General features: G+C 72.3%; 17 protein-coding genes and 1 tRNA gene. 13 read left to right on the forward strand and 5 right to left on the reverse strand.

Going from position 1 to position 25,879, the window contains the following annotated elements; all coding sequences use genetic code 11:
• Positions 1 to 26 precede the first annotated feature (26 nt).
• Positions 27 to 686: a TetR/AcrR family transcriptional regulator gene (locus tag CEY15_RS13830; protein WP_095718940.1), complete on the reverse strand. Its 660-nt coding sequence runs from the start codon at positions 684 to 686 to the stop codon at positions 27 to 29.
• A gap of 167 nt (positions 687 to 853) precedes the next feature.
• On the opposite strand from CEY15_RS13830, the gene CEY15_RS13835 reads away from it, so the two are divergent.
• From CEY15_RS13835 to nudC, 8 genes are all read left to right on the forward strand, one after another.
• Entirely contained in the window at positions 854 to 1,897 is a 1,044-nt protein-coding gene (locus tag CEY15_RS13835) for a DUF3152 domain-containing protein (RefSeq protein ID WP_176475122.1), read from the forward strand.
• Positions 1,894 to 3,120: a ThiF family adenylyltransferase gene (locus CEY15_RS13840; RefSeq protein WP_031264816.1), complete on the forward strand. Its 1,227-nt coding sequence runs from the start codon at positions 1,894 to 1,896 to the stop codon at positions 3,118 to 3,120. Before CEY15_RS13835 ends, CEY15_RS13840 begins: the two co-directional genes overlap by 4 nt.
• A gap of 25 nt (positions 3,121 to 3,145) precedes the next feature.
• Positions 3,146 to 4,039 carry a TIGR02569 family protein gene (locus CEY15_RS13845; protein ID WP_238556275.1) on the forward strand — a complete coding sequence of 298 codons (894 nt, stop codon included), beginning with the start codon at positions 3,146 to 3,148 and terminating at the stop codon, positions 4,037 to 4,039.
• Positions 4,036 to 5,346, forward strand: a complete 1,311-nt coding sequence (locus CEY15_RS13850) for an MFS transporter (protein ID WP_095718942.1) — start codon at positions 4,036 to 4,038, stop codon at positions 5,344 to 5,346. Before CEY15_RS13845 ends, CEY15_RS13850 begins: the two co-directional genes overlap by 4 nt.
• A 68-nt stretch (positions 5,347 to 5,414) precedes the next feature.
• Complete coding sequence (locus CEY15_RS13855) at positions 5,415 to 8,813, forward strand: PD-(D/E)XK nuclease family protein (protein WP_095718943.1); 3,399 nt, start codon at positions 5,415 to 5,417, stop codon at positions 8,811 to 8,813.
• Entirely contained in the window at positions 8,810 to 12,136 is a 3,327-nt protein-coding gene (locus CEY15_RS13860; protein WP_095718944.1) for an ATP-dependent DNA helicase, read from the forward strand. Before CEY15_RS13855 ends, CEY15_RS13860 begins: the two co-directional genes overlap by 4 nt.
• A 62-nt stretch (positions 12,137 to 12,198) precedes the next feature.
• The gene (locus CEY15_RS13865) at positions 12,199 to 13,278 is read left to right on the forward strand and encodes a potassium channel family protein (RefSeq protein ID WP_017836600.1); all 1,080 of its coding nucleotides are present in this window, start codon (positions 12,199 to 12,201) and stop codon (positions 13,276 to 13,278) included.
• Positions 13,279 to 13,376: 98 nt separating this feature from the next.
• The gene (nudC, locus tag CEY15_RS13870; protein WP_017836599.1) at positions 13,377 to 14,294 is read left to right on the forward strand and encodes an NAD(+) diphosphatase; all 918 of its coding nucleotides are present in this window, start codon (positions 13,377 to 13,379) and stop codon (positions 14,292 to 14,294) included.
• A 13-nt stretch (positions 14,295 to 14,307) separates the two neighbouring features.
• Here nudC and CEY15_RS13875 read toward each other — a convergent pair whose 3' ends face one another.
• The gene (locus tag CEY15_RS13875) at positions 14,308 to 14,601 is read right to left on the reverse strand and encodes a mycoredoxin (RefSeq protein WP_095718945.1); all 294 of its coding nucleotides are present in this window, start codon (positions 14,599 to 14,601) and stop codon (positions 14,308 to 14,310) included.
• A gap of 86 nt (positions 14,602 to 14,687) precedes the next feature.
• Here CEY15_RS13875 and CEY15_RS13880 point away from each other — a divergent pair, with 86 nt between their 5' ends.
• Positions 14,688 to 16,808 (forward strand): ATP-dependent DNA helicase UvrD2, encoded by a 2,121-nt coding sequence (locus tag CEY15_RS13880; protein ID WP_095718946.1) that lies wholly within the window; start codon positions 14,688 to 14,690, stop codon positions 16,806 to 16,808.
• A 21-nt stretch (positions 16,809 to 16,829) separates the two neighbouring features.
• Here CEY15_RS13880 and CEY15_RS13885 read toward each other — a convergent pair whose 3' ends face one another.
• Together CEY15_RS13885 and CEY15_RS13890 are read right to left on the reverse strand one after the other, a co-directional pair.
• Positions 16,830 to 18,146, reverse strand: a complete 1,317-nt coding sequence (locus CEY15_RS13885) for an ABC1 kinase family protein (RefSeq protein ID WP_095718947.1) — start codon at positions 18,144 to 18,146, stop codon at positions 16,830 to 16,832.
• Between the two features lie 8 nt (positions 18,147 to 18,154).
• Positions 18,155 to 19,018 (reverse strand): hypothetical protein, encoded by an 864-nt coding sequence (locus CEY15_RS13890; protein WP_245847624.1) that lies wholly within the window; start codon positions 19,016 to 19,018, stop codon positions 18,155 to 18,157.
• A gap of 310 nt (positions 19,019 to 19,328) precedes the next feature.
• Here CEY15_RS13890 and CEY15_RS13895 point away from each other — a divergent pair, with 310 nt between their 5' ends.
• A complete protein-coding gene (locus CEY15_RS13895; protein WP_238556274.1) occupies positions 19,329 to 19,973 on the forward strand; it encodes a M48 metallopeptidase family protein in 645 nt (214 codons plus the stop codon).
• A gap of 53 nt (positions 19,974 to 20,026) precedes the next feature.
• Here CEY15_RS13895 and CEY15_RS13900 read toward each other — a convergent pair whose 3' ends face one another.
• Positions 20,027 to 21,400 carry a zinc-dependent metalloprotease gene (locus tag CEY15_RS13900; RefSeq protein WP_095718949.1) on the reverse strand — a complete coding sequence of 458 codons (1,374 nt, stop codon included), beginning with the start codon at positions 21,398 to 21,400 and terminating at the stop codon, positions 20,027 to 20,029.
• Positions 21,401 to 21,479: 79 nt separating this feature from the next.
• On the opposite strand from CEY15_RS13900, the gene CEY15_RS13905 reads away from it, so the two are divergent.
• The 3 genes from CEY15_RS13905 to CEY15_RS13915 all read left to right on the forward strand — a co-directional run bounded on the left by CEY15_RS13905 (position 21,480) and on the right by CEY15_RS13915 (position 25,827).
• Entirely contained in the window at positions 21,480 to 22,538 is a 1,059-nt protein-coding gene (locus CEY15_RS13905; RefSeq protein ID WP_095718950.1) for a YlbL family protein, read from the forward strand.
• A 66-nt stretch (positions 22,539 to 22,604) separates the two neighbouring features.
• Complete coding sequence (locus CEY15_RS13910) at positions 22,605 to 25,637, forward strand: UPF0182 family protein (RefSeq protein WP_176475123.1); 3,033 nt, start codon at positions 22,605 to 22,607, stop codon at positions 25,635 to 25,637.
• Between the two features lie 113 nt (positions 25,638 to 25,750).
• A tRNA-Met gene (locus CEY15_RS13915) sits at positions 25,751 to 25,827 on the forward strand.
• Positions 25,828 to 25,879 lie beyond the last annotated feature (52 nt).

Here is a 25,879-nt window from a genome sequence, read left to right on the forward strand (position 1 = left end):
AGGATCACAGCTTGTTCAGCAGTCTCCTAGGAGTCCGCAGCGGGTCGGTCCCCGCTCTGGCGGGGGATCTTCGACAGTCCTCCCCAGCACAGGGTGACCGTCGTGGAGACGGCGTCGGCGCGGGAGATCGGTCGGCCCGCGTCGAGCCAGTGCCCGGCGCTCACCCGACTCGCCCCCACCAGCCCCACCGCGAGCAGTCGCGACCGGTGCGCGTCGAGCCCGGAATCGCCCCGCACCAGGTCGTGTACGGCGTCGATGCAGCCGTCGGTGGCGCGGTCGAGTTCGCGCCGGACGTCCTCGTCGCCGGACTCGGAGGCGAACACCAGGCGGAAGCCCTTGGTGTCGGAATCGGCGTACGCGAAGAACGTGTCCACGGCGGCCTCGACACGACGCCGGTTGTCGGAGGTCGAGTCGAGCGCCGCGCGGATGCGGCCGAGCAGTTCGTCCACGTGGTGACGCAGGACCTCGATGTACAGATCGCGCTTGGAGTCGAAGTGCTGGTAGAGCACAGGCTTGGAGACGCCGGCGAGGACGGCGATGTCGTCCATCCCGGAGGAGTGGAAACCCTGGTCGACGAATACGGCCCCCGCGGCGTCGAGGAGCTGCCTGCGTCGGGCTCCGCGGGGCAGCCGGGTGGCCCTGGCGCGCCCCGGAGCCGTCGGAAACGGTCCGCCCGGGCTTGTCATCGTCTGGCTCCTGTCCTCCCGGATGTCGGGTCGACGGTCGACCGGGCCTGACGCACAATACCCGTACCCTTGGAGTGCCGGAGAAGGCGACACCTCGGGATGTGGGATCGTGGAGACCATCACCCGGGCCTGGCCCGGGCCTGACCGGAGCGGACGTGGAGGTGCGGATGAGCGACGGCCGTCGCCGGATGTCGGACGATGTCGACGCCGGGTCCACCCCTCGGGGCGGCGTTCCGGGCCAGCGCGGGGACCGCACTCCGTACTACCCTCCGCACGGTGAGCCGCTGCGCGCTCCCTGGGATCCGGAGGAGGAGAGGACCCCCGGCCGTCGCCGTTCGGTCCCCGGCGCCAGAGACCATCTGCGCAAACAGAGTCCTGTCGGCCGGTTCTTCACCACGTGGGGGTGGCGCGCCTACGCGATTCCGGTCCTGGTGGTGCTCACCGCGCTCGTGATCGCCGACTCGGTGACGGGCGCCGGTCCTGGCGACGGCGACACCGTGGGGGACGCGGCCCAGACCCCCGCGCTGATGGGGGAGCCGCCGCGGGGACAGGTGCCCCCGAGCGGGGAGTTGCCGGACGGGGGGCCGTTCGAGGAGGCCGGCGAGGGTGTGTTCCGGGTGGTGCCCGGGGGCACGGACCGCGTGGGGCGCCCCGAGGCCGAGCAGTTCACCTACACCGTCGAGGTCGAGGAGGGGATCGACACGACGGATTTCGGCGGTGACGACTCGGTGGCCAGGATGGTGGACGCGACGTTGGCCAACCCCAAGAGCTGGACCGCGGACGGTGCGGTGGCGTTCCAGCGCACCTCCGGTGACGAGCCCGCGTTCCGGGTCAGCCTGGCCAGTCCCCTCACCGTCCGCGAGAACTGCGGTTACGACATCGAGCTCGAGACCAGCTGTTACAACCCGTCCACCGACAGGGTCTACCTCAACCTCGCCCGGTGGATCCGCGGCGCGCGGTCCTTCCAGGGTGACATCGGTTCCTACCGGCAGTACCTCGTCAATCACGAGGTCGGCCACGCCATCGGCTACCCGGACCACGAACCGTGCCCCGCGGACGGGGCGCTCGCGCCGATCATGATGCAACAGACCCTCGGGGTCGCCAACCACGAGATCTTCGTCCTCGACAACGAGGGCGTGGTCCCGGACAACGACGACACCTGCCTCTACAACCCGTGGCCCTACCCCGACGGCCCGCCGGTGGCCCGGTGAGCCCCGTGGGCGGTGACGGTTCCGGAGCGCTCCCGCCGCTCGTGGCGCCGGCCCCCTCGCTCACGGCGGAGGAGCGCGCTCGCTATTCCCGGCATCTGCTGTTGGACGCCGTCGGCGACGAGGGGCAGCGTCGTCTGCGTGCCGCGTCGGTGTTCGTGGTGGGGGCGGGGGGACTCGGCGCGCCGGTCCTGATGTATCTCGCCGCGGCGGGCGTCGGGCGCATCACCGTGATCGACGACGACGAGGTCGACTCGGGCAACCTGCACCGGCAGGTGATCCACTCCGTGCCGGCGATCGGCCGACCCAAGGTCGAGTCCGCCCGGGAGAGACTGGCCGAGTTGGCGCCGGGTGTGAGGGTGGAGGCCATCCACGCCCGGCTCGACGCGCTGAACATCGGCGCCCTTCTCGAGGGCCACCATCTGGTGGTGGACGGCAGCGACAACTTCTCGACGCGCTACCTCGTCTCCGACGCCTGCGAGATCGCCGGGATCCCGGTCGTCTGGGGGACGATCGACCGCTTCCGGGCCCAACTCGCCGTGTTCTGGTCCCGTCCGCCCGCGCCCGCGGATCCCGTCACCCTCCGGGACCTCTACCCGGCCCCGCCGCCGCCCGGCTCCGTCCCGAGCTGCGCCGAGGCCGGGGTGGTCGGTGCATTGTGCGGCACCGTGGGATCGATGATGGCGATGGAGGCGGTCAAACTGATCGCCGGGTCCGGCAGGCCGCTGCTCGGCCGGCTCGTGTTGATGGACCTGCTCGAGACCACGCACCGGACCGTGACGATCCGACCGGACCCGTCCCGCACCCCGGTGACGTCCCTGCCGGAGGGGGGAGACGAGAGCTGCGAGGTCCGGTCACCGGACGCGCAGGACGTGCCCACCGTGTCGGCGGCCGACCTCGCCGCCGAACTGGCGGTCGCGGGGTCGTCCGGGGCTGTCGCGCCCGTCCTGGTCGACGTCCGTGGTGCCGGGGAGCGGTCCATCGCGGCGATCGACCCCTCGGTGTGGGTCCCGCTGGACACGGTCGCCGAGGTGGCCTCGGACCCGACCGGGGTCCTCGGTCGTGCCGCGGCCCGGGGGCCGCTCGTCGTGTACTGCAAGTCGGGTGTGCGCTCCGCTCGCGCGGCGGCGACGTTGACCGGGGCGGGTTTCGCGGGTGTGCGGTCGCTGGAGGGCGGGATCGAGGCCTGGACCCGCGACGTCGACCCGTCCCTGCCCGGGTACTGAAGCGGGGGTGAGTACGGTGAACGACGTGAACGACGTGACCGTCCCCGACCACGTCCGCGGCGCCTTCGGCGTGGTGGCCGGCCCTGCCGTCCCCGTGGTGGCCGGGTCCGGGACGGGGTGGCTCGTCACCGCGGGGGGACTTCCCGTGGTCCTGCGACCGGTCGCCGACACGGCGCTGGCCAACTGGTCGGCGCGCGTTCGGGAGGAACTCGACGTCACCGGCCTGCGGGTGGCGCCGCCGGTGCGGTCGACGGACGGCAGGCACGTGGTGAGCGGCTGGCGGGCCGACCGGGCGGTCACAGGACGCCCCGAGGCCAGAGCAGATGAGACCATCGCCTGGTCGGCGCGGATCAACGCGGCGCTCCTCGGAGTCGATCGGCCACGGCCGTCTCCTCGTCCGGCCACCCGGCCGTGGACGGAGTCGGACCTGTTCGCCATCGCCGAGGCGGCGGCGTGGGACGGCGACCCGGAACGCGATCTCGGCCCCGGCATGGAGGACAGGGGAACCCCCTTCGCGACCCACCGCGCGGCCGCCCTGCTCGGCGCGACCGGGCTGATCCGACTCCGCCGGCCGGTAGACGCGGCGTCCGGCTCCGGTGTGGTGCACGGTGACCTCGCACGGGGACTGCTGTTCGACGCGTCGGACGAGCCCGCGCTGACGGACGTCGTTCCGTACGCCCGCCCGGCCTCGTGGTCGGCGGCGGTCGTCGCGATCGACCACCTCTCCTGGGGGACCGTCGACGCCGGGGTGCTCCCGCGGTGGCGCCACCTCGACGACTGGCCGCAGATGGTGCTGCGGGCGGCGGTCTTCAGGCTGGCGGTGCACGCGCTCCACCCAGGATCCCGCCCCGCGGCGATGGACGGACTGCAGGCCATGGCCCGGACCGTCGAGGAGTACATCGGCGACCCGGACGCATGAGCCGTCGCTCCTCGCGAGCAGTCAGCCCCTCCGGCACGCTCGCCTTTCCCGTCGTGGCCCTGCTCGGGGTCGTCCTTGTCTCGCTCAACCTCCGTACCGCCGTCACGTCCCTGAGCCCGCTGCTGGGGGTCATCGACGCCGAGATCGGTCTCGGTGCCGGGGGTATGGGACTGCTCGGGATGGTGCCCACGGCCATGTTCGCCCTCTGGGGCGTCCTCACTCCCGTCGTGCTCCGTCGGACGGGTCTGGAGGTGCTGACCGTACTGGCGATGACGGCGGCCGCGGCCGGCCAGATCCTCCGGGCCTTCGCCCACGACCCGTGGGTGATGGGAGCGGGGTCCCTCGTCGCACTCGCCGGGATGGGCATCGGCAACGTGGTGGCTCCTCCGCTGGTCAAGAAGTATTTCCCCCGGCACGTGGCGGCCGTGAGCATGGCCTACATCACCGGCCTCCAACTGGGAACGGTGGTGCCCGCCCTGGTCGCGGTGCCCGTCGACGAGGTCGCCGGGTGGCGGGTGTCCATAGGCTGGTGGGCGGTTCTCGCGATCGTCGCGGCGGTGCCCTGGGTCATCGAGATCCTGCGGGGTGGGTCGGATCCCGGCGGGTCCACCACCGCCGGATCCACCTCAGCCGGATCCACCTCAGCCGGATCCACCTCAGCCGGATCCGCGCCGGCCGGATCCTCACGGGCCACCACGGTCGTCGGCGGGTCGGGCCCGGCACACCGCGTCCGGCCCTGGCGCTCGCCCGTGGGGGTCGCGCTCGCGTTGTTCTTCGGGACCAACTCGCTGTGCACCTACGCCTTCTTCACGTGGCTCCCGGCCGTGGCCGAGTCGATCGGGATGACCCGGGCCGAGGGAGGACTCGCGCTGGCGGTCTACTCGGCCATCGGCCTGATCGCCGCTCTGGTCGTGCCCTGGGCGGCGGGTCGCTTCGAGGACCCGTACCCGGTCGTCGTGGTCTCCGTGGTGTGCTACCTGGCCGGCTTCGCCGGACTGCTCTGGGCGCCCGGCGCCGCCCCGTGGTTGTGGATCTGCCTGCTCGGGGTGGGGCCCAGCACGTTCCCGCTCTGCCTGACGCTCATCAACCTCCGCACGCGGACGCAGGCCGGTTCCGCCGCCCTCTCCGGGTTCTCGCAGGGGGTCGGGTACACGGCGGCGAGCCTCGGCCCCGTCGTCTTTGGCCTCCTCCTGTCCGGTCCGGGTCTCGGCGGGGGACTGGCGTTCCTCACGGTGGTGCTCGCGGTGATGTGCGTGGTCGGCCGGATCGCGTGTCGACCCCGGATGCTGGAGGACACGCTGCGCTGACGCCGACGGTCCGACGCCACCGATCCGGTGGCCGCGGGGCTGTCGGAGGAGTGTGGTCTCATCGAGCCGTGACAGAGCCCGCCGCACCAACCGTCGCCGCCCCGATCGACTCAGCACCGACCGCCGCCGCCCCGACCGCCGCCGCCCCGACCGCCGCGGGATCGCATCCGGCCCGCGCGGGGCAGGCCCCGCCGACCAGGGAGTGGCCGACCGCCCTCGGCGGGCTGATCGGACGGGACTGGGGTGCCGGCCCGGCGGACGGTCAGGACCGCTGGGTCGTGCGTGGCGGGCCCGGGAGCGGGAAGACCTCGCTCGTGGTGGACGTGGTGCGCGCCGCGGTGACGGGCGGGGTCGGTATGGACGGCGTCCTGGTCCTCACGGGTTCCGCCACCGCCGGGGCCGCCGTGCTGGAGGAGATTACCCGCGGACTCCCGTCGGAGTCCGTCGTGGGTACGGACGCCCCCGTCCGTACCGTCCACTCCCTCGCCCATGCCGTGGTCCGGCTGGCGGCCGCTCGGCTCGACGCCCCGCCCCCGCGGCTCCGGACGGGCGCGGAGCACGACGCGCTGGTCCGGGAGACGTTGCTCGGAGAGGTGGCCGATGGTGCCCCGCACTGGCCCGAGCAGCTCCGTCCCGCGCTGTCGGCCGTCGGGTTCGCGCGGGAGATCCGTGACCTGCTGCTGCGCGCTCTCGAGCGGGGGATCGGTCCCCGGGAACTCGCCCGCCTAGGTAGGTCGGCGGACAGGCCCGCGTGGGTGGCCGCCGCCGGGTTCTTCCGCAGGCACGAGGAGCAGATGGCCCTGCGTTCGGGGCTGCGGGGTGGGGAGTCGGACGTGCCCGAGGCGCTCAACGCCGCCGAACTCGTGGGGGCGGCGCTGGACGCGCTGACCGCGGACCCGCAGCTCAGGGAGATCTTCCGGTCTCGTCGGCTGGTGGTGGTGGACGACGCGCACCACCTCGACCCGCTCGCCGCCGAGTTCGTGGCCGCGGTCGGCGGGGGCGCGGACGTCATGGTGGTCGTGGAGGACGGGGACCAGTCGGTGTTCCGTTTCCGCGGGGCGGACGGCGGTCTCGCTCGCGCTGTCGTGGACCAGGGCGGCCGGGAGGTCGATCTGCGCGTGGGGCACCGGATGGATCCCGCGGTCGCGGCGGTGGCGGCGCGGATCGGTTCCCGCCTGCCCGGCGCCGCGCGACACCGACCCCGTGAGAGGCCGGTCGGAGCAGGCACGGGTGCGGTAGGTGCGCCGGGTGGGGTCGATCCTGCGGCACCGGCACCGGCTCTGGAGGGATCGGTGACGGTCACCGTCGCCCGGTCGGCCGCCGCGGAGGCCGCCGTCGTCGCGGACTTCCTGCGCAGGCGGCACGTGCTGGACGGCGTCGACTACGGGGAGATGGCGGTCGTCAGCCGATCGCTTCCCCGGGTCGTCGACACCCTGCTCCCGGCACTCGACGCGGCCGGTGTCCCCGTGGTCGACGCGGGCGCCGAGCTGCCCCCGGCCCACGATCCCGTGGTGGCGGCACTCCTCTTGCTGGTGAGGTCGGCGCTGCAGGGGGCTGACGGGACGGATGCCGAGCAGACGCTCGCGCTGCTGTCCGGACCCATCGGGCGCGCGGACGCCGTGGCGATGCGCAGGCTGCGGCGCGGCATCCGTCGCTCCGGGATCGGTGGGTCAGCACCGAGCGCGGAGACTCTCCGCGCCCTGGTCCTGGCCGAGGGTGACCCGGTGCCGTCCGGGCTCACCGCGGTCGAACTCGCGCCGGTCGGCCGCATCCGGCACGCCCGGACCGCGGTGGTGGGGTCGCTACGGGCGGGGGGCACGGTCGAGGAGGTGCTCTGGGAGGCGTGGTCCGCCTCGCGGATGGAGAGGCGGCTCGTCCGGCAGGCCGTCGCCGCCGATCCGTGGTCCCGCTCCGCGGACCGGTCCCTGGACGCGGTGGTCTCGCTGTTCGATCACGCGGCGGACTACGTCGACCGCGTCCCCGGGGGCTCCGTCGCCCTCTTCTGCGATGTGGTGTCGAGGGAGGACCTCCCCGCCCCCCGGCGGGCGGACACCCGCGCTCGTGGCGGGGCCGTGACCCTGTTGTCCGCCCACGCCGCGGTGGGGAGGCAGTGGAGATCGGTGGCGGTGTGTGGGGTCCAGGACGGGGTGTGGCCCGCGCCCCGTCGTCGGTCGGGACTGCTCGGGGTCGACGAACTCGTCGACCTCACGGAGGTGGCGGGCGACGGGCCCCTGCCGTCCGAGGCCGAACGGGCCGCGTCGTCGGCGTCGGCACGGTCGGCCGAGGAGAGACGCCTGTTCTACGTGGCCTGCTCGCGTGCGCGGAGCCACCTGCTCGTCACCGCGGTCGAATCCCCCGAGCAGGGTGACGCCGCCCCGTCACGCTTCGTCGACGAGATCTCGGACCTCGCCACGACCCCGGCGGATCCGAGTGGGGCCGTGGCTCCACGCCCGGGTGGCGCCGCGGCGGCCGCGAGCAGCCACGCCCCGACGGTGTTCACCGTCCAGCACCTCGCCGTCGACCTCCGGGCCGCACTCCTCGATCCGTCCACGGACCCGGCGGATGCCGTCCACGCCGCGGGGCTCCTGGCCGGGATGCGCGACGCGGGGGTCGCCGAGGCGGACCCCGGTACGTGGTACGGCTCGAACGGGACGTCCACCGCCGCCCCGGCCTTCCCGGCGGGACCGGGGCAGCCGCTGGCCGTGCTCTCCCCGTCTGGATTCGGTGCTCTCGAGGAGTGTCCACTGCGCTGGTTCCTGCAGAAGGTCAGGGGTGAGTCCTCCGATCCGGGGTCCGAGGCCGCCCTGATCCGGGGGTCGGTGGTGCACGCGCTCACCCAGGCGGTCGAGGGGGGGATCGGCGAGGACGCGCTCCGGGCGGCCGTGTCCGGGCGGGCCGGGTCGCTCACGCGAGCCCGCGGGTGGTTCGCCGAGCGGGGCGCGGAGTCGATGGTCGGGATGGCGGAGTCGTTCCGGCAGTGGCGACTGGGCTCCCGTGACGAGTTCACCACCGCGGCGGTGGAGGAGGCGTTCGACCTCGACGTCCGGGGCGGGGTCCGGATACGGGGGCGTATCGACAGGCTCGAGACAACCCGCGCCGGTGAGGTGGTCGCCGTGGACATCAAGACCTCACCGGGAGCCGTCTCCAAGGCCGCGGCGGCAGCGCACCCCCAGCTCGCGCTGTACCAACTGGCGGTGGCCGGCGGTGCCGTCGCCTCCGCCGCGGGCCGCGAGCCGGGCGGAGGGCTCCTTCTATACCTCGGGGGCCGGGAGGGCCGCATGCCCACGGAACGGGTCCAGGACCCGCTCGGCGGCGAGGCCGCAGAGGCGTTGACCGACCGCGTGGTCGACGCCGGTCGTGCGACGGTGGGGCCGTCCTACACCGCGCGCGTGGGTCCCTGGTGTGACCACTGTGGCGTCCGGTCCAGTTGCCCCGCACAGCCCGAGGGCCGGCAGGTGATCCAGTGACCTCGTCGACGGGACCCCACGACATCGCCGACGCGCTCGGCGCCCACCGGCCCACCCCGGAGCAGGCGGCCGTGATCGCCGGCCCCGCCGAACCCACCCTCGTGCTGGCGGGCGCCGGTGCGGGCAAGACCGAGACCATGGCCGCGCGCGTGGTGTGGCTGGTCGCCAACGGTCATGCGCGCCCGTCGGAGATCCTGGGGCTCACCTTCACCCGCAAGGCAGCCCAGCAGTTGTCCAGGAGGATCCGGCGGCGGCTCGAGGCACTGGCGGGGAGCCCGCTGTGCACGGGCCCGGGGGCGGACCCCCGGATCGCGGAGTCGATCCGCACCGAGGATCCCCAGATCTCGACCTATCACGCGTTCGCGGGGACCCTCCTCGGGTCCTACGGCCTGCTCGTGCCGGTCGAACCGGATTCGCACCTGCTCACACCGACCGCGGCGTTCCACCTCGCCCACGACGTGGTCTCGCGCTGGGAGTCCCCGCTGTCGACGCGGTCCTCCGCCGCGCAGGTCACCCGCGACGTGCTGACACTGGCGGGTCAACTGTCCGAGCACCTCGTCACGACCGACGACCTCCGGACCCACCCCGATCTGATCACGACCCTCGTCGCCACGCTGCCCGGCGGGCCCGGCCAGCGCGAGACCCCCACCAAGTGGCTCGACGAGGTCGCCACCGTCCAGGGTCACCGGGAGGAGTTGGCGGATCTCGTCGACGCGGTCGCCGCGCGGATGCGGGCGGAGTCCGCCCTGGACCACGCCGCGCAGATGGCGCTCGCCGCCACGGTGGCCCGCGACCACCCGCAGGTCGGTGAGGCCGAGCGTCGGGCGTGTCGCGTGGTGCTCCTCGACGAGTACCAGGACACCGGCCACTCCCAGCGGGTCCTGTTGCGCTCGCTGTTCGGCGGCGGCGCCGGTCCGGTGCCCGCGGTCACGGCGGTGGGGGACCCGATGCAGTCCATCTACGGGTGGAGAGGGGCGTCGGCCTCCAACCTCGACCGGTTCCGCGACGACTTCCCCCGGGCCGCAGGTCAACGGTCCCACCTGCTCGAGCTCACCACCTCGTGGCGTAACCCCCCGGAGGTGCTCTCCCTGGCCAACCGGGTCACCCAGCCGCTGCGGGACCGCCCGGGAACCGTGCCGGTCCCGCAGCTGCGAGCGCGCCCCGGCGCCGAACCCGCCGACCTCAGGGTGGCGGTGCTGGACACGGCGGACGCCGAGCGGGAGTGGTTGGCCGACGAGGTGTCCCACCGGTACCGCGCGGAGGAGGCGGCCGGTCGTGTCCCCACCGCCGCCGTGCTGGTCCGACGCAACAGCGACTCCGGGCCGATCGCCGAGGCCCTGGAGGCCCGTGGGCTGCCGGTGGAGGTCGTCGGGGTGGGGGGACTACTGGACGTCCCCGAGGTCGCGGACGTGGTCTGTCTGCTCACGGTGGTCGCCCGTCCCGGCGCCGGTGCGCCGCTGATGCGGCTGCTCACCGGATCCCGGTTCGCCCTCGGGGCCGCCGACCTGGCCGCGCTGGCCAGACGGTCGTCCGCGCTCTCACTCCGGCGCCCGACCGACGCCGGAGGAGCACTGTCCACCGTCCGGGAACTCGAGGATGCACTGGACGCCATCGCCCGCGGCGAGGAGACCGACGCCGCGGGACTCGCGGACGCGCTGGCCGACCCGGGCCCCGAGGGCGACTACAGCCCCGACGGCCTCGCCCGCATCACCGGGCTCTCGCGCATCATCGCCGGGCTCCGAGCGCGGTCGTCCGCGCCCCCTGCCAGACTCGTCGCCGCCGCGGAACAGGCACTGGGCCTGGACGCCGAGGTGCGCCTCCGGGAGCGCGCCGGCGGGGGAGAGGCACGCGAGCAGCTCGACGCGCTGCAGGACGTGGCCGCGGGATTCGGCGCCGTGCGGGGTCCGGGCCTGGACGCCTTCCTGGCACACCTCGATCTGGCGCGCACCGTGGACGGCGGGCTCGCACGAGGTGAGGTCGCCTCCGTTCCGGGCCGGGTGCAGATCCTCACCGTGCACTCGGCCAAGGGGCTGGAATGGGAGATCGTCGCCGTGCCCCACCTGTCGGCCGGGATCTTCCCCTCCGGCCGCGCGCCTCAGACCTCGGTCCGGGCGGCCACCCACCTGCCCGAGTACCTCCGCGGGGACCGCGAGGACGAGGACAACCCCGGAGGCGTGCCGGTGCCCCGGCTCGACGGGGTCGCGGACCGCAAACGACTGGAGGCCACGCTCAAGGCCCACATCGACCGCGTCAAGATTCGGTCACTCGACGAGGACCGACGCCTGTTCTACGTGGCCGTCACCCGGGCGGAACACTCCCTTCTGCTCTCGGCGTCCCATTGGCACGGAAGTGGCTCCATACCCCGCGGCCCGTCGGAGTTCCTCGACGAGGTCCTCGAGTCGTGCCGGGGACCCGAACCCCTCGGGGTAATCGACCACCTCGTCGTCACACCGTCGGCCACCAACCCGGCCACCGCGACGGTGGTCGAGGCCACCTGGCCGCGTGCCTCGGTGGACGATCGCAGGGCGGCGGCGGACGCGGTGTCGCAGGCCTCGCCCGTGGATCCCGAGATCGATCCGGCTCCCGACCACGGGCCCGCCCGGCTCTGGCACCTCACGGCGGCGCCGCTGCTCGCGGAGGCACGCCGGGCCGCCGACGAGCGCGGGGCCGTGGTCCTGCCGCGCCGGTTGACCGCGGGGGAGGTCGTGGCCATGGCCACCGATCCGGAGGCGTACGCCGACCGGCTGCGCAGACCGGTGCCGTTCCGGCCCGACCGTTTCGCCCGACGTGGGACGCGGTTCCACCAGTGGCTGGAACACCGATTCGGGGCCACTCACCTGCTCGACATCGACGACCTGCCCGGAGCAGGGGACCACGGGGCCGACGACGGCGTGTCGGAGGCGGACCTCGCGGCGCTGAAGCAGGCGTTCGAGGCGTCGAGGTGGGCACGGCTGACACCCGAGGCGGTGGAGGTGCCCTTCGAGGTGGGCCTGGGGGAGCACCTGTTGCGCGGCCGGATGGATGCGGTCTTCACCGACGGGGACGACTGGATCGTCGTGGACTGGAAAACCGGGCGGGTGCCGGGCCCGGGGGAGATGCCGGCCGTCTCGCTCCAGTTGGCGGTCTACCGCTACGCCTGGTCCAGGGTCGTCTCGGCCCGACTCGGTCGGCCGGTCGGGCTCGACAGGGTCCGGGCCGCCTTCCACTACGTCCGCGCCGGGAGGACCGTCGAACCGGACGCTCTGCCAGACGCGGAGGATCTGCGGCGACTGCTCTCCACCGGCCCGGGGAGAGGGCGGTTGTTGTCCGACACCGGCCGATAGGCCACGATGGTCCGGGTGACCCCGACGAATGACGGAGGTCTCGTCCCGGAACGGAGCTGCCGATGGTGAGGAAGCGCGCACTCGCGTCCCGTTCCCGCAGCAGCGACCCCCTGGACGAGAGCCCCGACCACATCCTCGTGGGCGTGGTGAGCATCCCCGCCAACGCCGAGAGCCCGTGGCGACTGATCGGCAAGCGCGTACTGATGGCTGCCCTCGCGCTGGGACTGGCGGCCCTCGTGGTGTACCTCGACCAGGAGGGATACGAGGGCGGTGGCGGGCCCGACGGCAGAATCACCGCCGTCGACGCCATCTATTACGCGACGGTCTCACTCTCGACCACGGGCTACGGGGACATCGCCCCGATCACGCAACAGGCGCGGCTGCTCAACGCGGTCATCATCACGCCGCTGCGGGTGGTCTTCCTGATCCTGCTCGTCGGTACGACCCTGTCAGTGCTCACCGAACAGTCCCGTCAAGCCCTCAGGATCCAGCGCTGGAGGAACCTCGTGCGTAACCACACCGTCGTCGTCGGCTACGGAACCAAGGGCAGGTCCGCCGTCGCGGCGATGCTCGCCGACGACACCGCCCCCGACGACATCGTCGTCGTCGACACCGACCCCCAGGCGCTCAAGTCGGCGGCCGCGCGCGGCCTGGTCACCGTCCAGGGTTCGGCCACCCGGTCGGACGTCCTCAAGCTCGCGGGCGTGACGCGCGCCGCGTCCGTGGTGGTGGCGACCAATTCCGACGACACGGCGGTGCTGGTCACGCTCACCGCCCGGGAGCTCGCGCCCAACGCGAAGATCGTCGCCACCGTCCGCGAGTCCGACAACAAGCATCTGCTGAAACAGTCCGGTGCCGACTCCGTGGTGGTCTCCGCCGAGACGGCGGGCCGGCTGCTCGGACTGGCGACCATCACCCCGACCGTCGTGGGGATGATGGAGGACCTGCTGACGCCCGACGAGGGCTTCTCCATCGCCGAACGACGAGTCGAGGAGTCCGAGGTCGGCGGGTCGCCGCGGCACCTCGCCGAGCTCGTTTTGGGCGTCGTCCGCAAGGGCCAGTTGATCAAGGTCAACGAACCGCAGGCCGATGCGCTGGAGACCGGTGACCGCCTGCTCTACATCAGGATGGTCGCGGGCTGATACCTGCGCCGGGACGGTCGGCCCGGCCGGCCCGGGTCGGCAGGGCGATCTCCGGATACGCTGACCGCCTCCCACGATCCGCGAGAAGGACCCCGACAATGCCGATGGACTTCAGCCTCGATTCCGACCCCGTCCTGTCCGTCGCCGCCCCCGACCGGGCCGCGCCTCTGCGCCAGGATGCCGACGGCCTGGCGCGGGGGTGGGCCACCGCGCGGGTGGTGCGGATCGACCGCCGCAACCGGTTCGCCACCGATCCCGTGGCGGGCGGCCGTCGACGCCTCCGTGTGGAGTCCGCAACGGACCACGCGGATCAGATGCCCGAGACCGCGGTGTTCCTCGGGCTCACGGACGAGGGCCGTCACCTCTGGGCGATGCCGGTGGAGGAGCTCCCCGACGATCCGTCGGTGGCGACCCTCCGGTCGACCGGAGCGGACCTCGTGGACGGGGACGGGGCGCTGGCATCGCAGGCCCTCGCGCTCCTCGGGTGGCACCGGGACACCGTGCGGGGCCGGCAGCCGCAGCACCATCCGCGCCGGGTGGACGCGGGCTGGGCGATCGAGGACCCCTTCCACGGCGGACCCGAATACCCCCGCACGGACCCGGCCGTGATCTGCCTGGTCCACGACGGGGGCCGTCGGGTACTCCTCGCCCGCCAGCCGGTCTGGCCGACGGGGATGTACTCCCACGTCGCGGGATTCGTGGAGGCGGGGGAGTCGCTGGAGGGGTGCGTGGTCCGCGAGGTGCAGGAGGAGGTCGGCGTGGCCGTGGACCGCGTCCGCTACCTCGGCAGTCAGCCCTGGCCGTTCCCGCGCTCGCTGATGGTGGGTTTCCACGCCATCGGCGACCCGGACGCGCCGATCGTCCTCGAGGACGAGGAGATCAGTGAAGCCGCCTGGTTCGACGTCGACGAGGTCCGCGCCGCGCTCGACGGCCGGGGCGCGCTGCGGGTGGCGCCGCCGGTGTCGATCGCCCACGTGATGCTCCGGTCGTGGGTGGCGGCGGTGGACGGCGGGTGAGACGTCCGGCGGGTCAGGCGTCCGCGAGCTCGGCGAGCTTGGCCCTGACCTGCGAGGCCGGGGGATTGGTGGCGGTGGTGCCGTCCGAGTACAGGGCGGTCGGGACGACGCGGTTGCCCCCGTTGACGCTCTCCACGAACGCCGCGGCCTCGGCGTCGGCGTCGACGTCGATCTCGACGTACCCGATCGCCTTCTCGTCCAGCAGCTTCTTGAGCCGGGTGCAGAAGGGGCACCAGGAGGTGGTGTAGAGGGTCAGGGCCTCCACGCCGTCGGTCGTGAGATCGCTGTCGTTCCTCAGTTCGCTCATGACCGGGTCCAACGTCCCACGATGGCGGAATCTTCCCGGGGCGGGCCCGGGGCACCCGTGTCGGGGCAGGATGCCACCATGGGGGCGTGGAAGACGTGCGACGTGTCCGGGAGTCGGCCCTCGACGGACTGGACCCCCAGCAGCGGCGGGCCGTCCTGGCCCCGCGTGGCCCCGTCTGCATCCTCGCCGGCGCGGGCACCGGAAAGACGCGCACCATCACCCGGCGCATCGCCCACCTGGTGACCACCGGCCACGTCCGGGGGGACCAGGTCCTCGCCGTCACGTTCACCGCCCGGGCGGCGGGCGAACTGCGCATGCGGCTCGCCGGGCTGGGGGTCGCGGAGGCCGGGACGGGCCCGGTCCAGGCGCGGACCTTCCACTCGGCGGCCCTGCGCAACCTCTCCTACTTCTGGCCCCGGGTCTACGGTGAGGAGCCCTGGCAGCTGCTCGACGGGCAGTTCCGGGCGGTCGCCCAGGCCGTCCGCCGGGTGGGGTTGGATCCCTCGACGGAGACGATCCGCGACGTCCTCACCGAGATCGGCTGGGCCAAGTCCAGTCTGCTCACCCCCGACACCTACGCCGAGCGTGCGATCGCGCTCGGGCGTGACCTCCCGGCCCCCGCCCCGGAGGTGGCGCGGGCGTTCCGCGCCTACGAGGACCTCAAGGTGTCGGGCCCGGTCCGCATGCTCGACTTCGACGACCTGCTGGGGCACATGGCGGACCTCGTGGAGGAGGTCCCGGCGATCGCCGAGGAGTTCCGGGACCGCTACCGGTGCTTCGTGGTGGACGAGTTCCAGGACGTCACCCCCGCACAGCAGCGCCTGCTGTCGGCCTGGCTCGGCCGGCGCGACGACCTCACCGTGGTGGGTGACGTCAACCAGACCATCTACTCCTTCGCGGGCGCGGACCCGGACTACCTGCTCGGGTTCGCAGAGCGCTACCCGGAGGCGACCGTCGTGCGTTTGGAGTCGGACTACAGGTCCACGCCGCAGGTCGTCGAGCTGGCCAACGCGGTGATCGGGTCCGGCGCCGGACGATTCCGGGCGGCCGGGCTCACCCTCCGGGGGATGCGCCCGGCAGGACCCGAGCCCGTGCTCACCGAGTACCCGGACGAGGACGCGGAGGCGGAGGCCGTGGCGGGCGCGATCGCCGACCTGGTCCACGGTGGGCTCGACCCCTCGGAGGTCGCGGTGCTCTACCGGGTCAACGCGCAGTCCGAGCGCATCGAGGCCGCGCTGGACGAGGTGGGGATCGGCTACCGGCTCAAGGGGGGAGAGGGCTTCTTCGAGAGGACGGTGATCAGGCGTGCGATGGCGACGATCGACACGCTGGTCGACGGCTCGGACGCGGTGGCGGCCGGGGAGCACTCCACGCTCACCGATCCCACCGACGTCGTCCGGGTGATCCGGGCGGCTCTGGAACCGTTGGGTCTCACGGCAGCCGAGCCGTCGGGCGCCCAGGCCAGGGAGAAGTGGGAGTCACTCACCGCGTTGATGGGACTGGTGGAGGAGATCGCCACCACCGCGGACCGCCCCGGGCTCCTGCCGGTGGTCGCGGGACTTCGCGCCCGCGCGGCCGCGCGCCACGCACCGGACGAGCGCGGGGTCACCCTGGCGTCGTTCCACGCCGCCAAGGGGCTCGAGTGGGATGCCGTGTTCCTCCTCGGGGTGCACGAGGGCAGTCTGCCCATCAGCCACGCCATCAAGGCCGGGCCGGACGCCATCGAGGAGGAGAGGCGGTTGTTGTACGTGGGTGTCACCCGGGCGCGGGAGCACCTGTCCGTCTCGTGGAGTCGCAGCCGCCGGGCCGGTGGCCGCGCCACGCGCCGCCCCAGCCGGTTCCTCGACCCGGTGCGCCCGGCCCCGGCACCCGCCGGGACCCGTCAGGCGACCGACTCGGCGGACAAGGGGCGCTGTCGTGGCTGCGGGGAGCGGCTCACCGGGCCGATGCACCGGGCGCTGGGATCGTGTCCGGACTGCTCGGTCGAGGTCGACACCGGGTTGTTCGAGCGGCTGCGGGACTGGCGGAGGGAGACGTCGGAACGCATCGGCAAGCCGGCGTACACGGTGTTCACCAACGACACGCTCGTGCAGATCGCTCGCGAGCGTCCCGCGGACACGAGATCGTTGGGGCGCATCGGCGGGATCGGGGCACACAAACTCGGCGAATACGGCGACGAGGTCCTGCGGCTGGTGCGCGAGGGGTGATCCGGGGCGATCCGGTGCGGGTCACTCCTCGTCGGGAAAGATCTCCGGCATCCAGCGGTGGACGATCTCCCGGTAGGGCGCGGTGGCCTCGAGTTGGCACAACATGCCGACCGACGCCGAGAGCACGCGGTGGATCAGGACGTAGTCGCGGGGCAGTGTGAACGACCGCGACGTCCGGAACTCCCGGCCGGAGACGTCCCCGTAGACGGCCATGATGCCCTGCAACCACTCGCGGTCGAAGTGGAACTCGGCAGTGCGCATCGGTGCGATGAAGGGGTCGAGGAAGGACATCGCGTCCGCGGGGTCCACGCCGCCCCGGCCCACGTACCCGGACCGTGCCATCAAGGCGACCAACTCCTCGGCCTGCCCGGCCAGCGCGAGCCGCATCATCGAGGTCAGCGCCGCGGGCATGCCTTCCGGCAGGGGCAGCGACGCACCGAAGTCCAACACCACCATCCGTCCGTCGTCGGCGAGCAGGAAGTTACCGGGGTGCGGATCCCCGTGCATCATCCGGGCGCGGGTGGGGGAGCAGAACTGGAATTCCGCCAACAGCTCTCCGGCCCGGTTCCGCTCGTCCTGCGTGCCGCCCGCGGCGATCCGGCCGAGCGTGCGGCCCTCCGCCCACTCGGTCACCAGGACCTTTGGCGCCGACGCCAGCACGGCGGGCACGTGGATCTGCGGATCGTCGCGGAACGCGGCGGCGAACACCCGCTGCGTGTCGGCCTCGCCCCGGTAGTCGAGTTCGGCCACGGCGCTGTCGTACAACTCATCGATGATCCCCTTGACGTCGGTGCCGGGGGTGAGGGGCCGCAGAAGTGGGGCGAGTCGTCGGAGTTGACGCAGATCCGATCGCAACGCCTCGTCGGCCCCGGGGTACTGCACCTTGACCGCCACCTCCCGGCCGTCCGACCAGACCGCGCGGTGAACCTGGCCGATCGAGGCCGCGGCGGCCGCGGAGGTGTTGAACTCCGCGAACCGCTCCCGCCACCGCAGTCCGAGCTGGGTGTCGAGGACCCTCTCCACCTCGGCGGGGGGAAGGGGTGGCGCCTCCGCCTGGAGTTTGGTGAGCGCCTCGCGGAACGGACCGGCGTACTTGTCGGGCATCCCGGCCTCGAACACGCTGAGGGCCTGGCCCACCTTCATGGCCCCGCCCTTGAGCTCTCCGAGCACGGCGAAGACCTGGTCGGCCGCCTGGTCGGCGAGCTCCTCGGTCAACCCACCATCGCTTCTGCCCAGTGCACGACGGCCCAGGGACCCCGCGGCTCGTCCGGCGATTCCCAGGGGCAGGCCTGCGAGGCGTGCTGCTCGGCGGGATGAGGTACGGGGGAGTTCGGACACGCCTCCAATCATGACAGAGGATGCCCCTGTGTCGCCGCGCCGCAGGTGCAGCGCTCGGAGGCCGGCCACTCGAGTCTCCTCCACAGCCCTTCGGCAGGGTTGATCTCGACGGATGCGCCGACGGTCTGGAGGGGGTGGTCCGACTCACGAGTGGCGGCGACCTCGGCCAGGACGAGTGCCGCGGCCGCGGTGAGCGCGGGCACGCCGGCAGCGGGGGACCGGCCCACCAGCTGGGCCGCCACGTACGGCCACCGCGGGTCACGCGCGGCACGGAACAGGTCGACGCAGCGGAGGCACGGGGTGAGCCCGGGGATGACGGTGGGGCCCACCACCACTCGTCCGTCGCGGGTGTGCACGTGGAGATGGGGCTGGCCGGACCGGGTGAGTGCGGAGACCACCACGGGATCCGCCGCGACGGAACCGGTCAGGATCACCAGGTCCGGTACCGGACCGCGCCGGTGCCAGGGCGGCCGGTCGGGGTCGAAGGCCAGACCGGGGTCGGAGCTGGTCGTGACCCGGCATCCGTTGACCGACAGCGGTCCGCGCAGTACCTCCGACACCTGCCCCCTGCCGAGGATGTGGACCTGCCGGATGGCGGGCGGCCGCGGGGTCGGCACGGAGTCGGGGGCGGCGGCGTGCGGGCCGAGGAGCCGGACGTGGCCGAGCTCGGCCAGGCGCACGAGGATCCCCGCGACGGCGGGGAGATCAGTGGCGTCGACCCCGGCCCGGGCGGCGGCGTCGTCGAGGTCGGACTCGCCTTCGAGCTCGAGGAGCAGTGCCGCCAGACCCCGCGGTCCGCACGACCCGGGGGCGGCCACCACGACCGCGCGGTCCGGCGCGAGGCCCACCTGAACCGAGTCGTGGTCGCGCACCACCACGACGGTCCCGGCCCGTAGGACGGCCCGGACCTGATCCCGCCGGGTGGGTCCGATCGCCGTGTGTGGGGACGTTGCCGTGTGTGGGGACGCGGGTGTGTCTGGGGACGTGGGCGCACCGGAAGGGGATGGGAGAACATCGGCGTGGGGTGGACGCACACCGGAGCGGGTCGCTGATGACACGGGCTCATCGTGGCACGTGCGCGGTCGTCGCGGGGACGCTCGTCGGCGGGTTGTCCACAGGCCCCGCGCACCCGGTGCGACCTGTGGAGAACCGAACGGTCACCGGTCGTCTACCGTGGTCGGCGTGTCACCCACGCCCCACCCGGAAGCCGACGTCGATCAGGGTTCGGTACCCGCCGACGGGCTACCCACCAGCCCCGATGACCCCAGGATCGAGGTGCGGCGGTCGCGTCGCCGCACAAGGACGGTCTCCGCACGAGTGGAGGGCGGGGCCGTGGTCGTGCTCATGCCGGCCGGGCTGCCCCGGGCCGAGGAACGCCGGCTCGTCGCCGACATGCTGTCGCGACTGCGTCGTTCCGCCGGGCGGTCGGGGGTCAAGGCGTCCGATGAGGACCTGATGCGACGTGCGATCTCGTTGTCGGACAGGTGGATGGAGGGACGCGCGCGACCGGCGTCGATCCGGTGGGTGCCCGCGATGACCACCCGGTGGGCCTCGTGCTCCCCCGCGTCGGGGGAGATCAGGGTCAGCGAGGCGTTGCGGGAGGTCCCCGCGTACGTGCTGGACTACGTCGTCGTCCATGAACTCGCCCACCTCGTGGTGCCCGGCGGCCACACCAAGGATTTCTGGGAGGTGGTGCGACACTATCCGCGGACCGAGCGCGCCATGGGCTTCCTGGAGGCCCACTCCAGGACCCTCGGGCGGGGACCCGGCGGAGCCGCCGATGGCGGCGAGGGAGTGGGGGACCTCGTGCAGGACGACGGCCCCTGACCTCAGACGGCCCCTGACCTCAGACGGCCCCTGACCTCAGGCGACCCCGCGGGTCAGGAGTCCCGCGCGGGTCCGTCCGCCTCGCCGCCGGATCCGCCGCCGGCCCCGCCCCCGGACTCGCGGAGGAACTTCTCGATCTCGTCGACCCCGGACTGATCCCCGGTGGTCTCGTCGAGGAGCCGGTCGATCACCGCGGCCGGGTTCTCGAGGTCCTCGCCCACGGGGAGCAGGTCCGGATGGCTCCACAGGCCGTCCCGACGGTCCGTGCCGACCGCCTCGGAGACCCGGCGCCACAGCTCCGAGGCCTCGCGCGCCTTGCGCGGGCGCAGTTCCAGACCGACGAGACCGGCGAAGGCCTGCTCCGCCGCCCCACCGGTTGCGCGGCGGCGCAGCCACATCTCGCGCAGCTTGTCGGCGCTGGGCAGGCGATCGCCGACCGCGGTGGTGACGACCGCGTCGACCCAGCCCTCGACAAGGGCGAGCAGCGTCTCGAGGCGGCCGAGCGCCGCCTCGTTGACATTGGTGACCTTGGGTCCGATGGCACCGGCCCCGCCGGACAGCAGCTTCTGGAGCTTGGCGGGGTCCTGGAGGATGGACGGGTCGAGACCGGAGGCGAGGTCGTCGAGGCCCGAGGTGTCGACCCGGATCCCGCGGGCGTACTCCTCGACGGTGGCCAGGACCCTCGCCCGGAGCCAGGGCGCACCCGCGAACAACCGGATGTGGGCGGCCTCCCGCGCGGCCAGGAACACCAGCACCTCCTGGCGGGGGAGGTCGAGTTCCTCGGCGAACGCGTCGATCGCGGTCGGACACAGGGCGCTCACCCCGTCGTCCGCGAAGGGCAGACCCACCTCGGAGGAGAAGAGCACGGCCGGGGCGAGCTTGCCCAGTCCCTGACCGAGCTGCATCCCGAAGCCCATGCCACCCATCTGGTCGAGCATTCCCAGCAGCGGTCCGGCGAGCTGGCGCGCCTCCTCCGGCATCGCCCCCTTGGTGGCCGAGTTCATCTGTTCGGCGACCGGGGTGCAGATCTTCTCCCAGGTGGGGAGGGACTGTTCGACCCACTGCTGGGGCGTCCAGACCTCGGTCCGGTGGACGCCGGAGGGGAACACGGTGGTCTCGTCCAGCCACAGCTCCGCGAGGCGGATCGACTCCTGCGCGGCGGTCCGGGAGGCCTCGGTCACGACCGGGGTGCGCCCGAGGGCCTGCAGGGCCACGGTGCGGGCGAGCTGGTAGTTGACCGGACCCGAGGTGCCGGGTCCGCTCATCGCCGATCCCATCGAGCCGAGCATCTGGCCGAACTGGGAGAGCATCTGGCCGAACTGGCCGAACTGGGAGGGGTCGAAACCGCCGGGGCCGCCCGGGTCGCGGCTCCGGTCGTCGTCGCGACCGTCGTCATCGGAAGCGGAGAAACCGAAGGGCTGGTTCATGCCACAACGGTACAGCCCCTCGGGTGCGCAGGTCCGGGCCCGACGTCGCGGTATCGGCTCGCGGACTACCCTTGCCTCCGTGAGTCGCCGACTGCTGACCCTCCTCGCCGCTCTGGTCCCGGCGGTGCTGCTGCTCGTCCTGGCCACCTCCGCGACGGTTCCGCTCGTGGCCATGGGCCCCGGGCCCACCTACGACACGTTCGGCGAGGTCCGGGTCGAGGGCGAGGACGGGGTGGAGACGGTCCCCATCATCGAGGTCAGCGGCCGGGAGGCGGACGAGACCTCCGGTGCGCTGCGGATGACCACGGTCGCGGTTCGCGACAACCTCACCCTGCTCGAGGCCACGAGGTTCTGGCTGGACCCGGTACAGGTGGTGGTTCCCCGTGACCAGGTCTTCCCCCCGGAACGGTCCCGGGACGAGGTCAGGGAGAGCAACGCCGCCGAGATGATGGGTTCGGAGAACTCCGCCGAGGCCGCCGCCTACAGGTATCTGGGGATCCCGATGCAGCCCAGGGTCGAGGGCGTGGACCCCGAGGGCGCGGCCGCCGGCCGCCTCCGTGAGGGTGACGTCCTGACCTCGATCGACGGCGAGCGGGTCTCCGACGCCACCGCGGTGGTCGAGCAGGTCAGCGCCCGGCGGCCGGGCGAGGAGGTCTCGATCGGGTTCACCAGGGACGGGCGTGAGGAGACGACGACGACGACGTTGCAGCCCGCCGGACCGGACGGCGATCCCGATCAGGGTCGCCTGGGCATCCTCGTCGGTGACACCCCGGCGGACGGGACCGACGTCGACATCAACATCGACCCCAACGTGGGCGGACCCTCGGCGGGGCTGGTGTTGGCGGTCGCGATCGTGGACAAGTTGTCACCGGGGGAGTTGACCGGCGGCGCGGAGGTCGCGGGATCGGGCACCATCCGGCCCGACGGCACCGTCGGCCCGATCGGCGGGATCACCCACAAGATCCGGGCCGCACGGGAGGCGGGGGCCACGGAGTTCCTGGTCCCGTCCGCAAACTGTGCGGAGGCCGTGCAGGACCCACCGGGAGGGATCCGCCTGATCGAGGTGGACACCCTCCGGGGCGCGATGGAGGCGCTGGGGGAGGCCGTTTCCGGGGGGCAGCCACCGACCTGCGGGTGAGCCGGGGCTTTTCCGTAAGGTGGATTCCACGAGCATGTCCGCCCCAGCAGTCCAGGAGCTTCCCCGGTGTCCGTCCGCCCGCCCGGTAATCCCGGTCGGCCGATCGCGATCTCACGTCGCGGCCGAGCCGTCGCCATCTCAATCGTCATCCTCATCGTCCTGATCCAGGTGCTACCGAGGATCAACTCCACGTACACCAACTGGCTGTGGTTCGCCTCGGTCGACGCCACCTCCGTCATGAGGACGGAGTTGCTCACGCGGATCGGTCTCTTCGCGGTGGTCGCCCTGCTCGTGGGGCTCGCGGTCGCCGCGGGCATCCTGCTGGCGTACCGGTACCGGCCCGTCTTCTTGGCGCAACCGGGGATGCCGGACGCGCTGGCGAGGTATCGGGCCGCGCTCGGCGACTCACCGGGTAAGACGGTGCTCTGGGTCCCCGTCGCGCTCGGCCTGCTCGCCGGTTCCGTGGCACAGACGGGCTGGCAGCAGGTGCTCGCGTTCTTCAATTCCACCCCGTTCGGGCAGACCGATGCCCAGTTCGGGATCGACATCTCCTTCTACGCCTTCGAGCTGCCCCTGTGGCGGTCGCTCGTCACCTGGCTCATGGTGGCCGTGGTCCTGGCGTTCCTCGCCAATCTCGTCACGCATTATCTGTTCGGTGGGCTCCGGCCCGGTGCGCGCGAAGGGGCGTTGACCCGCGCCGCGCGGATCCAGCTGGTCAGTCTCGCGGGACTATTCATCCTGCTCAAGGCGGCGGCGTACTGGCTCGACCGGTACGAGCTGCTCTTCCGCGAGAACGCGACGTTCACCGGTGCCGGACACACCGACGTCAACGCCCTGATCCCGGCCAAGATCTTCATGTTCTCCGTGGCCATCGTCTGTGCGATCGCCTTCTTCTCCGCGATCGTGATCAGGGATCTGCGCATCCCGGCGCTCGCCACAGTGCTCCTGCTGTTCTCCGCGCTCGTGGTGGGGTCGGTCTGGCCGCTGGCGGTCGAGCAGTTCTCGGTCAACCCCAACCGCGCCGAGAAGGAACGGGAGTACATCGCCCGCAACATCGAGGCCACGCGAGCCGCGTACGACATCGGTGACGACCGGGTGACCTACATCGAGGGCTGGGGCTCGGCGGATCCGAACCCACGGGAGGCGGGGTCGGACGTCACGACGTTGTCCAACGTCCGTGTGCTCGACCCGAACGTGCTCTCGCCGACCTTCACCCAGCTTCACCAGCTGCGCAACTTCTACGGTTTCCCCGAGACGCTGGGGATCGACCGCTACACCATCGACGGTGAGATGCGGGACTACCTCGTGGCCGCGCGCGAGCTCAACCCGGAGTCCCTGCAGGCCAATCAGCGAGACTGGATCAACCGGCACACCGTCTACACGCACGGCAACGGGTTCGTCTCCGCGCCCGCCAACCGGGTCAACGAGATCGCCGACGACGCGGGCTCGGACCGCGGCGGCCTGCCGAACTTCCAGATCTCGGACCTCGAGGCCATCAACAGCGGCCAGGAGATGGTGATCCCGGTGACCCAGCCGCGGACATACTTCGGTCCGCTCATCGCCCAGGCCGACCCCGACTACGCGATCGTCGGCGACAACGGTGAGGGTCCCCGCGAGTACGACACGGACACCGAGCAGTACACCTACACCGGAGAGGGCGGCGTCCCGATCGGCAACTGGCTCAACCGCACGGCGTACGCGCTGAGGTTCGCCGAGCGCAACATCCTGCTGTCCAGCCTGATCGGCTCGGACTCCAAGATCATCTACGACCGCGATCCCCGGGACCGTGTCCAGAAGGTCGCGCCGTGGCTGACGACCGATACCAACACGTACCCGGCCGTGATCGACGGCCGGATCAAGTGGATCGTCGACGGCTACACCACTCTCAAGACGTACCCGTACGCCGAACTGAGTTCCCTGGAGGCCATGACGGCCGACTCGACCAACGAGGCGGGCGGCCGGGTCCTGCCGGACGAGAAGGTCTCGTACATCCGCAACTCCGTCAAGGCCACGGTCGACGCGTACGACGGCACGGTGGACCTCTACGCGTTCGACGAGTCGGACCCGGTGTTGCAGACCTGGATGAAGGCACTGCCCGGGATCGTGCAGCCCAGGGACGCCATCTCGGAGGAGCTCGAACAGCATCTCCGGTACCCGGAGGACCTGTTCAAGGTCCAGCGTGAGCTGCTGGCCCGGTACCAGGTCGACGACCCGGGGCAGTTCTTCACCAACGACGCCTTCTGGTCGGTGCCGTCCGATCCCACGGTGACCTCGTCGATCCAGAACCCGACCCCGCCCCCGGGCGGGCCGGCCGGTGGACCAGCGGGTGCCCAGGCGGCGAACGCCGGTCCGGTGGAGGGGCCGAGTCAGCCGCCGTACTACGTGGTGGTCTCCGATCCGACAGACCCCGAGTCGGACGAACCCTCCTTCCAGCTCATCTCCGCGTTCCGCGGGTACGAGCGCGAGTTCCTCGCGGCGCACATGTCGGCGAGCTCGGACCCGGACACCTACGGCGACATCACGGTCCGGGTGCAGCGGCCCACCGAACCCCTGGCGCAGGGACCCAACCAGGCGCAGGACATCATGATCGCCTCGCCGGCGATCGCCGAGGACCGCCGACTGTGGGGCGAGACGGCCGAGATCACCGAGGGCAACCTGCTCGCGTTGCCGCTGGCGGACGACTCCGTCCTGTACGTGGAGCCCATCTACACGCAGCGCAAGGACCAGGATTCGGCGTTCCCCAGGTTGCTCCGCGTGATGGTCAGCTACGACCGTGCGGTGGGCTATGCGCCGACGCTGTACGAAGCGCTGCGCCAGGTGGGCATCGAGGCAGACCCGGATGTCGTGCGGATCGACGAGAGCGGCGAGGCGGAAGCCGAGGCGGAGGACGCCGCGTCTCCCACCGCTGCCACCGCTCCGCGCCCGGCGGCCCCGGCCACCGGGGGGACGGACGAAGCCGCGAGGGCTGCAGCCGTGCGGAACATCAACCAGGCGCTGAACGCGGTCCGCTCGGCCCAGGGCGGGGACCTGTCCTCACTGGGTCGGGCCCTGGAGGATCTGCAGGAGGCCGTCGACGCCTACCAGGCACTCGGGAACTGAGTTGACCTGCATGAATGGGAGTCGCAGTGTGAGTTGAGTCATGTTCCGGTCGTTCTGCGTTCACCGATTTGCCTTCCGCGGTGAGTGGCACGTAGTGTCATAGACGCAAACGACGCGGGGTGGAGCAGCTCGGTAGCTCGCTGGGCTCATAACCCAGAGGTCGCAGGTTCAAATCCTGTCCCCGCTACCACGCACTCAGGCCCGGTTCCCCATCAGGGGAGCCGGGCCTGAGCCAATTTCGG

The organism is Dietzia natronolimnaea (genome assembly GCF_002289575.1).
Taxonomy (GTDB): Bacteria; Actinomycetota; Actinomycetes; order Mycobacteriales; family Mycobacteriaceae; genus Dietzia; species Dietzia natronolimnaea_A.